Raw genomic sequence first — 15,393 nt, 5'->3', positions numbered from 1 at the left:
TGCCAGTGACTGTTGACTGTTGACTGATGACTAATGACTAATTAAGCCTTTCGGCCCGCAAGCAGATAAGTCATCATATCGCCTTTACCCTTCACTGGAATCACGCCGCGCTCCTCAAAAACGTACTTATCCTGCAGGCGTTCGTAGGTAGCAACAGTCACCTGAATGCCGCCGGGGACACCTTGAGATTCCATCCGGGAAGCTGTATTTACCGTGTCTCCCCACAAATCGTAAGTAAATTTTTTAGTACCGATTACTCCAGCTTCCACCGGGCCGGTGTGGATGCCGATGCGGATGCTGAGCGGCTGACCTCCCTTGGTTTGCATCTTAGCGATTGCTGTTTGAATGTCGATCGCCATTTCGGCAATGCTTTCGGCATGGTTGTCGCTCGGCTTGGGCAAACCGCCAACCACCATATAAGCATCGCCGATCGTCTTAATTTTTTCCAGCCCGTAGCGATCGGCCAACTCGTCAAAAGCTGAAAAAATCTCGTTGAGCAACTCTACCAACTCGGCCGGCGACAAATGAGCCGAAAGCTTGGTAAAACCGACCAAATCGGCAAACATGACTGTTACCTCAGCGAAACTGTCGGCGATCGTGCTTTCCCCTTCTTTGAGGCGCTGGGCGATCGGGCCCGGTAAAATATTTAACAGCAAACGTTCCGACTTTTCCTTTTCCTGTGCCAACTCCCGCAAATAAGTCTGCTCCTTATCCCGCAGCCGCTTCTTTTCCAGACAAGCACTAATCCGAGCTTTGAGCAATACTGGATTGAACGGTTTAGAAAGATAATCCTCAGCCCCCAACTCAATACAGCGGACAATACTGTCGATATCGTCCACCGCCGAAATCATAATTACCGGGATGTGGCGCAACTTCTCGTCCGCCTTCAGATTTTCCAGCACCTGATAGCCGTTCATCAGCGGCATCATAATGTCCAGCAGAACCAAATCAAAAGGCTCGCTTCGCATCAGTTCCAGAGCTTGGAGACCATCTTCAGCAGCAGTCACTTTGTGGCCTTGACGCTGAAGTCGGCGGGCCAGCAAATCGCGGTTCACCTCATTGTCGTCAACAACTAGGACACTTCCCTCGTCACCTTTCATGTCATGGCCTCTTTCAGAAGCGTTTCAATCTTGCCCAAAAGTCGGGGAAACTCGACCGGTTTGGTGTCGTAGTCGTCGCAGCCGGCCGCGAGACACTTTTCGCGGTCGCCCGCCATTGCGTGAGCTGTCAGCGCTATCACGGGAATCATCTTGGTTTCGGGAGCCGCCTTAATTTGCTGGGTTGCTCGCCACCCGTCGAGCACTGGCAGACTCATATCCATCAAAATCAAATCGGGTACTTTCGCCAGAGCCATCGACACTCCCTCAGCACCGTCAACAGCAATAAAGACCTCGTGTCCCTTGCGGGCCAGACGCCTAGAAAGCATATCCCTGTTCATTTCGTTGTCTTCGACCAACAGGATTTTAGCCATTGGTGTTCTCCTTGCCTTTCGAGTCGTACCTGCGATCGAGCTTTTCATTTACTATAGAGCGAACATCGCGCAGCAAAGTATCGCAACTGTAGACACCCTTTTGCAAAATCCGATCGACATAGCCGTTGAGCTGCTGTTTTTCGGCGGTCGTCAGGTCTTTCGCGGTAATTACTACGATCGGTATAGGATCTCCAGAATGCGACTTGCGAAGTTCGCCAATAAACTCAAAACCATCCATTTCTGGCAGCATCAAATCCAGCAAAATCAGGTGCGGGCGAGCAACTTTGAGCTGTTCTAGAGCAGCCAGCCCGCTGTCAGCTTCCGCTACGGCCCAGCCTTGTTTTTCTAGTATCCGCCGCAGTATTGTGCGAGTAGCACCGTCATCTTCCACAACTAATATCTGACAGGGCAAACTGTTAGCCGCAACGCCGTCTTGGTCGCGCCGGTACTTGTTCAACAAAGCAACCAGGCGTTTGCCGTCCACCGGTTTGGTGAGATAGTCCGAAGCGCCCAATGCAAAGCCGAGGCTTTTGTTGCCCACAAAGGATAGCAGGATTACGGGAATTTCGGCAAGCTCCGGATCTGCCTTCAGGGCCGAAAGCACCGCCCAGCCGTCCATTCCCGGCATCATTACGTCGAGGGTAATCGCATCCGGCCGCAGTTGCTCGGCCAGCCTGAGAGCTTGCTCGCCGCTGCCGGCGACTTCGATGTGCAGTCCTTGGCGGGCCAGGGCGCGCTGGATCAAATCCCGCGAGATGGGGTCGTCGTCAACTACCAGCACCGTGCCGGCAGCAGGTGCGCCAGCAGTCCTAGTGGTGTCGCGGACTTTGTTGGGAATTTCCGGATGTTTGATGTCGCGGGGCAAAAGTACGGTGAAAGTCGTGCCGGAGCCCCAGGTGCTGCTGACTTCGATGCTGCCGCCCATCATCTGACAGAAGCGCTGGCTGATAGCTAGTCCCAAACCCGTGCCGCCGTACTTGCGGGTAGTTGAGGCATCGGCTTGGGTGAAAGGTTGGAAAACTCTCTGCAATTGGTCTGTTGTCATGCCGATGCCCGTGTCGGTGACGCGGAAACTTATAAATTCGGAGTTAGAAATTAAAATTTGGGAAGATTCCTCTTGATTTTTCATTTTTAATTGTTCATTTTTAATGCTTTCGACTCCGATCGCAATTTTCCCGTTTTTGGTAAACTTGGCAGCATTGCTGAGCAGGTTCAGCAGCACTTGCCGGACTTTGGTCATGTCGGCGTGCATGGTCTGGAGGTTGTCCCGACAGTACACTTCTAAGATGTTGCCATTTTTCTCTACCAGCGGCTTAGCTGTGGCGACAGCACTTTCAATTAAGGTATGGATGTCGAAGGTTTCTAAGTAGAGATCCATTCGACCTGCTTCTATTTTAGATATATCTAGGATGTCGTCGATCAAGGACAGCAGGTGTTTGCCGGCGCTGCGGATTTTTTCGAGATCCGAGACAGATTCGCCGCCGCCCAATTCTTCGGCTTCTTCTTTGAGCATTTCGCTGTAGCCGATGATGGCATTGAGGGGCGTGCGGAGTTCGTGGCTCATGTTGGCGAGAAATGTGCTTTTTGCCCGGTTGGCCGATTCTGCTGCTTCTAGGGCCGACTGCATGGCGGATTCTGCCTGTTTGCGATCTGTTATGTCTTCGACACTGCCTTCGCAGTACAAAACCCTGCCGATTTCGTCGCAGATGCTGCGGGCGTTTTCCGAAATCCAGATTGTGGTGCCGTCAGGGCGGTATATTTGGGATTCAAATTTTGAGACTTGGCGGCTGGAGTTCAATTTCGCCATAAATTCGGCGCGCTGGTTGGGGTTTACGTAAATTTGGCGGTTGAGGTTTGCGAGTTCGGCGAACATTTGCTCAACTGTTTCGTAGCCGTAAATCTCGGCTAGTGCGGGGTTTGCCTTGAGGAATCGCCCGTCTGGGGCGGTTTGAAATATGCCTTCGACGGCGTTTTCAAAGATGCTGCGGTAGCTTGATTTCTCTTGCTGCAAGGCAAGTTCTGCCCGCTGGCGTTCTAGGGCATGGGCGAGCATTTCCCCTGCCATTTTTAGAGGAGTTAATGTTTGGGCATTTCGATCTGCTGCGGGTTGGATGCTCTCGAATCCGAGAAATCCTAGTAGGTTTTTACTACAAGTTAGGGGAATAATTATTAGCGATTGCAGATTGTTTTGAGGTTTGTTTAATTCTGTTTCTGGGGAATGTACGATCGCATTTGTTGAGGAATTTGCTACTTTTTCGGTGGTTTGGGACGGGAACTCGGTCAGGATTTCTGGTAAATTCTTGCCTTGAAAGTAGGCAAGTTCAGTCTGAACGGGGGGAGGGAGTCCGTCGATTTCTGTGATGTGCAGGCTTTCGGCGCGATCGAGCTTTTCGGCAATCCCAGGAATTTTTGCCATGTCTAATTGTTGGTCGGTGCTGTCTTTTATTTCCCGAAGGCCATTACACCACTCGTAGGTTTTTTGGGCGCTGGTTTTGTCTGCTGATAACAGGTAGATGTAACTGCGGTCAAATCCGGTGAATCTGGCGATTGCTTCGAGAGCGCGATCGATGTTTTTGTCTATTTCCGATCCGGGCCCGCTGATGAAATTGATTGACAAATTGACAATTAACCGATTTAATTCTACTCTATCCTGCAAAGAGCGTTCTACTTTTTGGCTGTCGGTAACGTCTCGAAAGCTCCAAACTCTGACGGCTGCGTTCGCTCCTATTTGTGAGGGTAGCGAATTTAATTCGAGAATTTTTCCGTCTTTAAGTTCTAATAATTTGCTGATTTGAGGCTGTGGTTCGGCCGACACTTTCATTAGGTTTTGGAGAATTTCTGGGGGTTCTTTTAATTGGCGCGAGGCAAAGGTGAACCATGTTTCGATCGAGCTTTTGACCGGATCTGCTGTCGATCGGCTCAAATTTCCTGCGGCTTGAGACCAGCCCCACATCTCGACAAATTTCTGATTGTAATTGCATATATTGCCGTTGCTGTCAACCGCGAGAATGCCAGTATCTGTAGATTCTATAACTGCTTGCAGCATCGAGAGCGATCGCCTGTGTTCTGTAATGTCAAAAAATACCAAGACTGATATTTTGCCTCCGTCAACTGCGGGATTGAAAAAATAGGAAACGGGTAAATTTTTGCCGTCGCTGCACAGAAACTCGCCGTCCCAATTGCTGCAAGCTTTACCGGAGGCGATCGCCTCTTGTAAATCTAGTATAGGTGCGATCGGCGCATCTTGTTCGCGGTTGCTTGCTGCCTGTTTCTGGGCAGTCAAAACAGGGGATTTATTGGCTTTGTTTTCCTGACTGTTGATGCGAGAAAGCAGCGAAACGCCTGCAATTTCTGACTGTTCCCACCCCAGCAAGCGTTCTGCTTCTGGATTCAGCCAGATGACAAACCCGTTTCCATCGATCGCGCACAATCCCGCCCCGAAACTGTTGAGAGCCGATCGCAGCCGATCGAATTCTGAAGCTGTTGGAGAGTCTGGAGGAGGCTGGGGCGAGGGGGTGACATCCTGCAAAGCCACCTGTTCTTGCTGACTCTGAGTTTCGTCATAGCTGCAACTTACCTGTTCTAAAAATAGCTGCCACTGCTGTGCGTTGGGAGGGGATTCGCCGGCTAAACCGAGTTGTTCGAGTTGGCGCTGGAGGTGGGGGTGCATAATTTCTGGCGCTTGGTAGCAATTTTTTATAGTATATCTTTTTAATTATTGACACTCCCCGCGCTAAAGCGACGGGGATTCTTAAAAAACTACCAAACGGCAATTCTTAAGGGCGCTGTCAAGGCACCTCTACCAACTCCACTAAGGTCAAGACCTAGCATTGTTGCTACTTTTCGTATGATGTTGCCCGCTGCGTTACAGTCTGCATTAATGTACCAATTTTGTAAATTAGTTCGATACAGTCCACGCTTAATTCGTCTACCAGACTCTTTCCACCCATCGGGTTTTGCACCGATTGCAGGCAGGAAATCACTGTCAACAAATGAAGCTTTTGATGTGTAGCTTTCCTCTGTTTCGATGAATCTAATTCCATAGTTTTCGCAGAGCTGAGAGATTCTAGTTTTCAATCTACCAGTAGGAAGTTGTACGAATTTTTGATTAGTTTTTGCTCCCATATTTACGCCATTTTTCTGACCCTTGTTCCAACCAAAAACAACAGTACCAATTTGGTTTTCTAGGCAGTGATTAATAACTATTTTAGCCGCCTTATTTACCGCATCACGCATTTGACGATTGCGTTTTTCGGTTAAACGTGCCAACTGATGCGACCAAAATCCGTTAGGCTTTCCATCCATCAACGCAGCTACTCGCTTGTTGTACCACTGATTTAAAGACTTCAAATGTTTTCCGTCAACAATAAAACTTGTGTTTGCATTGCTGATACAGGTTAGCCAATTATCAATGCCGCGATCGATACCTAAAACTTTTTGATCGTCAGTATTGACTTGAATGCTGACCAACTTGTAGACAAATTCGGCATAAAAACAGCCATTCCTAGGAAGAATTCTCACTTCTCGGATGTCGGTATAATCCAGATTAGAAGGCATTTGAATTTGAAAGTTCTTCAATCCGAACCAAGCCTTGACTTTTTGTCCGAGAGGGATAGAAATTCGACCATCAATCAACTTTTTGCCAAGCGCCTGTTTCGGGTAGGCAATTAAGTGAAGCCCGCCAGGAGTACGGTAATTTGGGAATTTCGGTCTAGATTCAAGCTTTCCTTCGCGAAACAATTTCATCAATCCTTTGAAAGATTTTACCGACTCACCGACAGCACCACAAGTCTGTTGAGCCGCTTGAGCGCATAAAGCTCCGTAATGAGGATTGCGTTTTAACTCGTTGATTATGTCAAACGGGCGGACAAAAATATGAGACTTAAAGTATATTTGACGAACGTAGTAAACAGCACAGTTGTGTAGTTTGTTTGACTCTTGGCAAATATATTCTAGAACTGCTTTTAACTTTTTGTCAGGCTTAATCAAGACTTGTTGACATCCAAACACAAAATTCTTTTTGTTGATGTAATATGTGGATCATACACCCATTGTTAAAGGAGTCAATAGTCTTAGGGCGAGTTTGTCAAAAAAAGATTTAGAGTATCGGCACGATAGCAACGCTGTCTCGCCGATCGATATTCACTTTGTTTTTATCCCAAAACGCCGTAAAGCCGTTCTGGTCGGCAAAATTGCAGAACGGCTGCAAGAAATTATTTTTGAGGTAGTCACCGAAAACAGGTGGAAAGTTATTGCTTTAGAGATCGTGCCGGATCGTGTCCATTTATTGCTTAACATTAAGCCAACAGACTCCGCCAGTTTCATCATGCAAAGAGTTAAGGGTAGGGCATCCAGTTATTTGAGGAAAGAGTTTCCCGAATTGCTGAAATTGCCTACTTTGTGGACTCCTAGTTATTTTGTTGGCAGTGTCGGGAACCTGTCCACTGAAACCGTCAGCAAATATATAGAAGAACAAAGAAACAAATAATATAAAATACTGGCAGCCTTAAGGCTGTAACTGCGTTTCATCCCCGGCTTATTGACCGGGGTTTGCGCGTGACGCGCTATAGCGATTATCAAGCGTGGTGAGGATAGCCCTATGCCCGGTTTGGCCTATGCCCGGTTTGGCCTATGCCCTATGCCCGGTTTGGCCTATGCTCTATGCCAGATAGTACCTCATATGAAAGATCGAAAGTCTATAGCAGTTATATCAAATTTTTAGACTTTTTTTAGCGGGATACGAAATAATCGATAAATAGCAGAAAAAAATCATCTTGACAAAAGACTCTATTTATCATAATTTTCGAGGAATAACGAAGTTTCGACCAGAATAATAGCTGGCAGCCGAATTGTAAAACTAGAGCCTTTCTCCAACTCGCTTAATGCGGTAATGTCTCCGCCCATCATTTCGCAGAATTTCTTAGTAATCGTCAGGCCCAAACCAGTACCGCCGTACTTCTTGGTAGTTGAAGAATCGGCTTGCGTGAAAGGATCGAAGATTCTGGCTAACTGTTCGGGACTCATGCCAATGCCGGTATCTTTGACTGTAAAAACGACCCAATCTTGAGGGGAAGACAGCAGAGACAAGCTATTTTCAGCTCGGTCTCCTCTATACGCTGCAAGTTTTTTGTGTCTCTTGGCAGCTTCGGCCGGGGTTTCGGGGGAGCGGCTGACGGCGAAAGTAATTGCGCCGGAGCAAGTAAACTTCGAGGCATTGCTGAGCAGGTTGAGCAGGGACTGCCGGAGTTTAGTTAAGTCGCTCTGCATGGAGCCAATATCCTCTGGGCACTGTATTTCTAAGATGTTGCTATTTTTGTCGGCCATTGGAACGATGGTGGCGACTACTTCCTCGACCAAATTTAAAATGCTGAAGGTTTCGAGGTGTAAGTCGGTGCGGCCTGCTTCAATTTTAGAGAAGTCGAGGATATCTTTAATCAGCGCTAGCAAGTGCTGGCCTGCGGTGTTAATTTTCTGGAGGTCGTCGATGAATTCTTCGGCACCGAGGTCTCGGGCGTCTTCTTTGAGCATTTCGCTGTAGCCGATGATGGCGTTGAGGGGGGTCCGCAGTTCGTGGCTCATGTTGGCGAGAAAGATGCTTTTCGATCGGTTGGCGGCTTCGGCGGCTTCTTTTCCCCGGCGGAATTCTTCGGAACGCAAGCGTTCGGTGATGTCGCTGGTCATGATTAAAATGCACTGAGTGCTGTCGAGGTCGATGAGTTCGGCTGACAGCAGCCAGTCGCGGACTTCGCCGGCTTTGGTGCGAATTTTGATTTCTTGGTTGCCGATCGAATTTTGTGCTTGCAATGTCTGGGCGATGCGCCTCCCCTCTTCTGAATTGACCAACATTCCTAAGTCCTTGGCGGTGCGGCCGATCAATTCGTGCTGCAGCCAGCCTAACGAGCGCAAAAAGCTGTCGTTGGCATCGAGAAAGCATCCGTCTGTGACGGTGCAGATGCTGATGCCGACTGGGGAGGCGTGAAAGGCTTTGGAAAATCTTTCTTCTGAAGAACGCAGGGCTGCTTCGGCGCGCTTTCTGTCTGTGATGTCTTGGACGGTGCTGGTGATGTAGAGGGAGTTGACAGCGGCTTGTTCGCAGACTGTGCGTTGGCTGCCGTCGGGAAGTACGAGCCTGTAGTCGATGCTGTAGGGCTGCTGTTGAAATAACGCCGCTTCGATCGAGCTTTTGACCAATTCTCTGTCTTCGGGGTACACGTATCCCAAGAAGGCTTCCAGGCTGGGTTCAAAAGTTCCCGGCCGCCGTCCCAGGATGCGGTACATTTCCTCTGACCAGCGCAATTGCTGGGTGTTGCGGTCTAAGTCCCAGTTGCCTAGCTGGGCGATGCGCTGGGCGTTGGCGAGACTGGCTTCGCTGGCGCGCAGGGAGATTTCGGCTTGGCGGCGTTCGGAGACTGTGGCTGCCAAAACTAAGCCGGTGACGGCGATGACGGCGATGAAGGCTTGCAGGGATAGGAGTGCTTGGGGGATGCTGCTGGAGTGTTTGAGAAAGGGGCCGCTGCCTCGGGCTATGCCCCAGATGGCGAAGCCGCAGAGGAGGAAGTTGGAAAGGGCCGTGTAGCGCTGGCCGAATCGAAAGGCTGCCCAAACTACTAGGGGAAACGGTAGGTATTCGAGGGGATAGCGGGCGTAGGCGGCGCGGGTGCGGGAGCAGAAGACGAGCCAGCCCACGGCTACTAGCAGCAGCAGCCAAATCGCTCGTTCTATCATCTGTTTGCGATTGATGGGGACTTTGGGCAATTTGTGCCATGTCAGCAGCAGCGGGGCGACGAGCAAAATTCCCATAGCGTCTCCTACCCACCAAGTCCCCCACATCGTGCCAAAATTGCTCCAGCTAGATAAGGTCAGGCAGACGACGATGCTGCCGACGGTGGAGTTGATTAGGGTAGATCCGAGGGCTGATAGTCCGACTATTCCTAAAACGTCTTGGAGCCGATCGAGTCTGGCGCTGAAGTTGATGCCTTGGAGCAGAGAAGTTCCCGTCCACGCTTGCAGGGTTCTAGCTCCTGCTGAGATTAAGGCCGTGCCAATGTTGGCCGACGGTACGCTCATGCTGAAGAGGAAGCCTCCGATCGCAATGCCCGGCCACAGTTGCCGCCCGAACAGCAGCAGGGCGACTTGAGCAATTCCTGCTGCTGGCCACATGGGGTTGATTTCTGTACTCAGGGTGAGGGTGGAAACTGCCAATTGCGACGCCGCGAAGTAGAGCGCGGCGATCGCGCCTACTGCGAGGAAGTACCTCCCGGAATGTCCTTTGATTGCATTAAGGAACTTTTTCTGCATTGTCGTTTGGGGAAAAGGTTGACGGTTGTTCGGGTCTCAGTAGGCGGCACGGGACTGGCACAGGGTAGCAAAAATGTTTCTATTAGGTGATGGTAGGTTATGGGTGGTAGGTAAGGAGAGAACCTTTTGAGATAACTTTTTGTGGAGCCGTTGAGGGTGTGGTTTTTTTCTGTGCGGTGTAATTGGCATAAAGAAGTGTTGGAAGTATCCTTTTTTGCCAATATAAACCCACAGACTAGACTTGTTGCAGATATTTGTTATTAAGAGGTAAACCGCAGATGTGGGGCAGATATACGCAGATATACGCAGATGATTTCAAGAGAGGAAAGCGATTGAGTGTTGTCGATCGTCTATTAATCGTAGCGATTCTCAATTAAGTGGAGCGATCGCCAGTTGTTTGACCAATTACTTTTTTCCCAATTATCAATCTTTATGTTACTTGGTAATATCTAAGGTTAGTGTCAAACGCTCTTGAGCTTCTTTGAGAGCGTCTTGGGGGTTTTGGCCCAGAAGGGTTGCTTCTATGGCCCGGCCTGCATTTTCTGACAGGCGGGAGTAACCTGAGACGATCGGGCGCGATCGAACCCAGTTCATTTGTTCTAAAAATACTCGCAAAACAGGGGTTTTTTCCACAAAGCTTTGATAAGCTTTGCTCTGTCTCGATTTTAAGTTAATTGGCAAGTAACCTGTTCCCAATGCCCAGGCTGTTTGGAATTCTTCGCCGATCGCGTATTCTAAGAATTCTAGGGCAGCTTTCTCGCGTTCTGGGGAGGTTTTCATTAAAAATAGGTTTTCACCCCCCGCGACGGCGGCGCGGCGTTTCAGGGCGGGCACGGGCATCACTGCGTAGTCGATCGCGCTTTCCTGCAATTGTGATAGCGTCCAGGGCCCGGTGATTTGCATCGCAACTTTGCCGGCGATGAAGTTGTCGAGTTCGTAACCGCGTTCGGGTGCTGACAGTATTGCTGAACCTTCTGTCAATAAGTCGCTCCACAATTCTAAGGCCGCCAGAGCACCGGGATTGTCGATTTGCGGTACGGGAGTTTGAGGTGAGGCGGCAAGAAAGAGTTCGCCGCCGGCGCTGAACATGAATGGCAGCCAGGTAAATACTGTCCATTCTCCTTTGCCTAGAGAGAGCACTATGCCGTGTTGGTCTGGGCGGCCGTCTCCGTTGGTGTCTCGCGTGAGCGATCGGGCTGCTTGCTTTAATTGCACCCAGTTCTGCGGCACTTGTTTGATTCCTGCTGCTTTAAATAAGCTGGGACGGTAAAATATCGCAGCGTTGTTTGTAGCGAAGGGAACTGACCAAATGTGTCCGCCGAGTTCCATTGACTCGAACAGTGCCGGATCGATTTCGGCTTTCCGGGGCGATTTGTCGAGCCATTCTTCTAAGGGTTGAATTGCATTTAGTTCTGCTAATTTTCCGGCAATTGTGGGAACGTTCCACAGCAAGTCGGGCGCTGCACCTCCAACTATTGCTGTTAGTATTTTGGGGAATTGTTGGTCTGGCTGACCGATATAAATTGGTTCTATTTGGATGTGAGAATGTGTTTGGTTGAATTTGTCTGTGAGGGTTTGAAATACGTCGCGGTTGGGCGGAGGATTGATGCCGTGCCACAGTGTTAGCTTGATTGTATCGCTATTTTTTTCGGTGTTTTGACAGCCGCTTAATATTAGCAAGTTAAAGGCAAGCACAATGCAGGCAACCCGTTTTAGCTGCATTTTAATTGCTTTAGATAATCTGGAAAAAATCATTTTTTAGTTTCCTTAAGGGAAGAAGTTTTTTTAAACCTCAGATTGATACGGATGGACGCGGATAGTTATATCAATTCCGGTTGAACTCCTCATGATGTTGACTGTTGACTGTTGACTGTTGACTGTTGACTGTTGACTGTTGACTGTTGACTGTTGACTGTTGACTGTTGACTGTTGACTGTTGACTGTGAATCGAACAACTGAAAATTGCGCCGAGATAGGTGGCGACTGGTAAAAATCATTCATGAATTGCCCTCTAATTTATCACCTGACGATGCAGCCGGAAACGATATTAGAGGTTGGTAAAACAAGCTAAATCTAACAAATCGGGGGGTAGCGGATTAGTTTGTCCTGCTGTGGTATTTTCAAACAAAATCGTGGAAGCTCAGGCTCCTAGTCTATCCTGCGGACACATCCGATAGCAAGGAATTCTTGCTCGTGTCAGCGAGATAGCCTTGGGGCGCTACAATTTTAGCAGAATTAGCTGGATTATTTGGCGCTTGGCATTGCTGTTAATCGTGACACGATGAAAGCATCTCGGTGCTGTTTCTCCTTTCGCTAAGAGCGATTGACTTGTACGAGAAGCATCTACTATTACTAAATAATAGCGGTTATTAATAACATTTGACTCGCTCCAATGGCGGCAATAGGCAATAGGTAATTGCCGGATTAGTAATATCGTTTCCGCTTACATTGGAATGATTTAACCACAGAGAACACAGAGTACACAGAGGGAGAGAATATATATCTGAATCATTCCGATGCTACCGGATTTGATATAATTTAAGTTCGGGTTAGCTATCGGCTATGATTTCTCCCAATTACCAATTACCAGTTACCAATTACCGATTACCAATTACCAATTACCAATTACCCCGCAGCCAAATATACATTCCCCCCCAAATATCCGCAAAGTCGGCTGTAGATATAATGAAGTTGCTTTGTTGCCGCACTGTTGTATTCTAGCTGTTTCGTCGCAACCGCTCAATTAAGTGTGGTTGCATCAGTAAAACAAGCATTAACTCATCGCATTTTTTAGTTGTGCCTTCCGTCTAAAAGCTGCGAAAAATTGGAATTGTGATGGCCGTTTGAGGGTTCTTGGAGCGAATTTTTAAACCAGATGGAGCGCTGTGGGAACGGCATAGAAATTTCCTCTTCATCAAATACCTGCTTTAACCGCCGACGAAACTCGCGTCCAACTTCCCACTGTTTCAGCGGTTGAGTTTGAATCAAGAGGCGAATCGTAATACTATTGTCGCCAAACGCATCAACGCCGAGTACCTTGGGAGGCTCTAATATTAATTCTTGCCATTGGGAATCCAAACTCATGTCAATCGCTGCTTTCTCAATCACCGCGATTGCATGGTCAAGATTGGTATCGTAAGCAACATTAATGCCTAGATTCACGCGAGACCAACTGCTCGTATGGTTTTTTACCATTGTAATACTGCCATTGGGAATAGTGATTAGATCCCCATCTTGGTTCCGCAATTGAGTTACCCGCAGGTTCATTTTTTCCACCGCTCCGCTTTCATTGTTAGCTGTGATTACATCACCAACACCGTACTGATCCTCCAACAGAACAAAAAGTCCGTTAATCATGTCTTTGACAAGACTTTGAGAGCCAAAGGAAATCGCTACCCCAAAAATGCTGACACTTGCCAAAAGCGGCAGGATGTTAACACCCAAAATTGACAGAGCAGTCAATACGCCAGCACCAATGCAACAGAAAGCGCTAACTCCTTTCATTACGCCGGAAAAGGTTTGCAGCCGCTGAATTGTTCGGACTGATGCGCTGTCGGGAAGGAATCGCCCCTGACTGAGAGCTGCTACAAAATGGTCAATTACAACGAAGCTGATGCGAAGTGTGAGGTAAGTTGCAGCCCCGATTAAGATTAACTTGAGTAAGGTAAGGCTCAAACCCTTCAGCAATAGTGATTGCAGCCATCGAGTCTGAGGAAACAGGCTCAAGCAAAGTGTAAGTCCGCATCCCCACACTCCAATGTGTCCGAGTTGCAGCAATCGCTGTCGCACTTCGTACCAAAATTTGATCTGCTGCTTCCGAGCAATTTTTTGTTGCTGTTGGGAAGCATGAGCGGCGGCTTCATTCTGCTCTTGCTCGGATAAATCCTCTAGTTGTTTTTGGGAAGCATTGAGTTGTTCGAGCTGTGTTAAAACTGCTCCATAACGGGCTTTGATATAGCGCTGTCTGAGGCAAATTCCTAAAGTGAGCAGGAGCATAGATATGATGACTCCGCCCGCGCGCAATGCCTGCTGTGCTAAAAATTTTGGCTGATGCTCTCGTTGAGACGCTACCAGGGCATTCTTAATAATTTTAGTCAAGTTTTGAGCGTGAGTGGTTAGCTCTACTCCGTAGAGGCGAGCATCAGCAGTGGTAACGGTCATCAAATAGTTCCCATTAACAGAGATAATGGGAAGCTGACTCGTAGAGTCTACTGTGTAATTGACTTCTAATGTTTCGGCTTCAAAGTTGGTTTTGGCAATTTCTTGAAGCTGATTTTTAACGGTTTTTACTCTTTGCTGAATGGGTGAGAGAGAAATTGCTTCTTGCTGCTTTGCGTTGAGTACAGGAGCTGTCAAAGCAAATATCTGACGACCATCTAAATGAACGTCACCGACAGTAAAGTTAGTGTTATCGCTGGCGGAATAGATATTGACTAATCGCTGCGGTTCGGGATCTGAGGGTTGTCCGACTGCTACTGGCGCTGAGAAGGAAGCTAAGAGGAATATAAGGAAACCTGTTGCGAAAGCAATTTTGCGCCATCGGTAATTTGTTCGACGAGAATTGAGATTTATCCAGTTCAAGCAAGACATTTTTCTACACATTGCATATTTGTATCAAAGGTCTCACCTGCGTTTTATTGCTACAGAATGCAGGTGAGACTGTAGGTTAGGATGCCAGTCACGGGAGAGCTAAGTCTCAAGACTGTTTGCGCCGACTCTGAGTCCAGATTTTCGATTTCAGGAGCGAACAGAAGATACAGACAAGCAATCACAACCAGGGCAATCAGGGTTGCCGCGATCGAGCCAATGATGGTGGCACAACAGAGTGCATCTGCGTTGGATCGCTCAAGGCCAGAGGAATCAAGCGAATGGTGGTGGTGATGCTTGACCTGCTGAACCAAAGGTTTCTGCTCGATCGGCGCTTTTGCCACCAAAGGTGTAATTATAACGCTGCGGCGATTGGTGACAAGTTAAGATACAAGCTGCATTTGTCAATTAGTAATATTACCCCAATATCTGCTTTTTTGAGGAGAATAAAGTTTGCGATTTGGGGTCAGCGGGGATATGTGGCGATCCTCGGAAGACGATCGCCCAAATCTCTGTTTTCCATGTCTCCTCGGTCAATTCCCTGTTCGACCAAAGGACGAAGATAGAGCAAGGAAGACGCTTGAATTCGGTTTGACGCAGCCGACCGTCACTCTTTAGTTGGGGCGGGAAATACAAGCTGTTTGAGCACATCCAACCGCGAACAGTTCCAGTAATCGATGTGAGAAACGATTAAACCGTCGCTGTTGACCTTCAGTTCGCTCCTACCGGCGATCGCCATTTTGGGTTTCCAAGGTAGCGGTGCAGTCCAACTCAGAGTCCAGCGAGTTTCTACGGTATCTTCCGACTGAGAAATATCGTGCAAGTCAAGTTGAATTTGTTGAAAAAAAGTCCCCATAAACCCCAGCATTTTTTGGTAGCGATCGACTCCTGTAAATCTGTTCAGCGGGTCTTCAAAATAAACATCTTTTGCATAAATGCTGTAGGTTTGATTGTCGGGGAATCTGCGGTAATCTTCTTTGAGAATTTGAATAATATCCATGATGATTAGCTATTTGCCTAAAATTATTATAATATAG

Annotated in this window: 11 protein-coding genes; 1 reads left to right on the top strand and 10 read right to left on the bottom strand. The window is 48.1% G+C overall.

Annotated features, from left to right (window positions below; genetic code table 11):
* Nucleotides 1-41: 41 nt before the first annotated feature.
* The 4 genes from WBA89_RS29055 to WBA89_RS29040 all read right to left on the bottom strand — a co-directional run bounded on the left by WBA89_RS29055 (nt 42) and on the right by WBA89_RS29040 (nt 6,460).
* Entirely contained in the window at nt 42-1,100 is a 1,059-nt protein-coding gene (locus WBA89_RS29055) for an adenylate/guanylate cyclase domain-containing protein (RefSeq protein WP_424411088.1), read from the bottom strand.
* Nucleotides 1,097-1,471, bottom strand: coding sequence for a response regulator (locus WBA89_RS29050; protein WP_424411087.1), 375 nt, complete (start codon nt 1,469-1,471; stop codon nt 1,097-1,099). The genes WBA89_RS29055 and WBA89_RS29050 overlap by 4 nt, the downstream gene beginning before the upstream one ends.
* Nucleotides 1,464-5,141 carry a response regulator gene (locus WBA89_RS29045; RefSeq protein ID WP_424411086.1) on the bottom strand — a complete coding sequence of 1,226 codons (3,678 nt, stop codon included), beginning with the start codon at nt 5,139-5,141 and terminating at the stop codon, nt 1,464-1,466. Before WBA89_RS29045 ends, WBA89_RS29050 begins: the two co-directional genes overlap by 8 nt.
* 89 nt (nt 5,142-5,230) lie before the next feature.
* Entirely contained in the window at nt 5,231-6,460 is a 1,230-nt protein-coding gene (locus WBA89_RS29040) for an RNA-guided endonuclease InsQ/TnpB family protein (protein ID WP_424411085.1), read from the bottom strand.
* A 94-nt stretch (nt 6,461-6,554) separates the two neighbouring features.
* Here WBA89_RS29040 and tnpA point away from each other — a divergent pair, with 94 nt between their 5' ends.
* Nucleotides 6,555-6,959, top strand: coding sequence for an IS200/IS605 family transposase (tnpA, locus tag WBA89_RS29035; protein WP_424411089.1), 405 nt, complete (start codon nt 6,555-6,557; stop codon nt 6,957-6,959).
* Between the two features lie 299 nt (nt 6,960-7,258).
* Here the strand turns inward: tnpA and WBA89_RS29030 are convergent, their stop codons facing one another.
* From WBA89_RS29030 to WBA89_RS29005, 6 genes are all read right to left on the bottom strand, one after another.
* Nucleotides 7,259-9,769, bottom strand: a complete 2,511-nt coding sequence (locus WBA89_RS29030; protein WP_424411084.1) for an MASE1 domain-containing protein — start codon at nt 9,767-9,769, stop codon at nt 7,259-7,261.
* 435 nt (nt 9,770-10,204) lie between these two features.
* Nucleotides 10,205-11,524, bottom strand: coding sequence for an ABC transporter substrate-binding protein (locus tag WBA89_RS29025; protein ID WP_424411083.1), 1,320 nt, complete (start codon nt 11,522-11,524; stop codon nt 10,205-10,207).
* A 30-nt stretch (nt 11,525-11,554) separates the two neighbouring features.
* Entirely contained in the window at nt 11,555-11,770 is a 216-nt protein-coding gene (locus tag WBA89_RS29020) for a hypothetical protein (protein WP_424411082.1), read from the bottom strand.
* Between the two features lie 789 nt (nt 11,771-12,559).
* On the bottom strand, nt 12,560-14,359 hold the full coding sequence (locus tag WBA89_RS29015) for a mechanosensitive ion channel family protein (protein WP_424411081.1): 1,800 nt from the start codon (nt 14,357-14,359) through the stop codon (nt 12,560-12,562).
* Between the two features lie 50 nt (nt 14,360-14,409).
* Entirely contained in the window at nt 14,410-14,703 is a 294-nt protein-coding gene (locus tag WBA89_RS29010) for a hypothetical protein (RefSeq protein WP_424411080.1), read from the bottom strand.
* Between the two features lie 260 nt (nt 14,704-14,963).
* Complete coding sequence (locus WBA89_RS29005) at nt 14,964-15,356, bottom strand: DUF2358 domain-containing protein (protein WP_424411079.1); 393 nt, start codon at nt 15,354-15,356, stop codon at nt 14,964-14,966.
* Nucleotides 15,357-15,393 lie beyond the last annotated feature (37 nt).

It is taken from the genome of Microcoleus sp., assembly GCF_049646505.1.
In the GTDB taxonomy this organism is placed as follows: Bacteria; Cyanobacteriota; Cyanobacteriia; order Cyanobacteriales; family Microcoleaceae; genus Microcoleus.
This window is presented reverse-complemented; position numbering and strand designations above follow the sequence as displayed.

What these genes read in the sequence shown, in the direction of transcription:
- WBA89_RS29055 (WP_424411088.1), bottom strand. Translation starts at nt 1,100, where the DNA reads ATGAAAGGTGACGAGGGAAGTGTCCTAGTTGTTGACGACAATGAGGTG.
- WBA89_RS29050 (WP_424411087.1), bottom strand. Translation starts at nt 1,471, where the DNA reads ATGGCTAAAATCCTGTTGGTCGAAGACAACGAAATGAACAGGGATATG.
- WBA89_RS29045 (WP_424411086.1), bottom strand. Translation starts at nt 5,141, where the DNA reads ATGCACCCCCACCTCCAGCGCCAACTCGAACAACTCGGTTTAGCCGGC.
- WBA89_RS29030 (WP_424411084.1), bottom strand. Translation starts at nt 9,769, where the DNA reads ATGCAGAAAAAGTTCCTTAATGCAATCAAAGGACATTCCGGGAGGTAC.
- WBA89_RS29025 (WP_424411083.1), bottom strand. Translation starts at nt 11,524, where the DNA reads ATGATTTTTTCCAGATTATCTAAAGCAATTAAAATGCAGCTAAAACGG.
- WBA89_RS29020 (WP_424411082.1), bottom strand. Translation starts at nt 11,770, where the DNA reads ATGAATGATTTTTACCAGTCGCCACCTATCTCGGCGCAATTTTCAGTT.
- WBA89_RS29015 (WP_424411081.1), bottom strand. Translation starts at nt 14,359, where the DNA reads ATGTCTTGCTTGAACTGGATAAATCTCAATTCTCGTCGAACAAATTAC.
- WBA89_RS29005 (WP_424411079.1), bottom strand. Translation starts at nt 15,356, where the DNA reads ATGGATATTATTCAAATTCTCAAAGAAGATTACCGCAGATTCCCCGAC.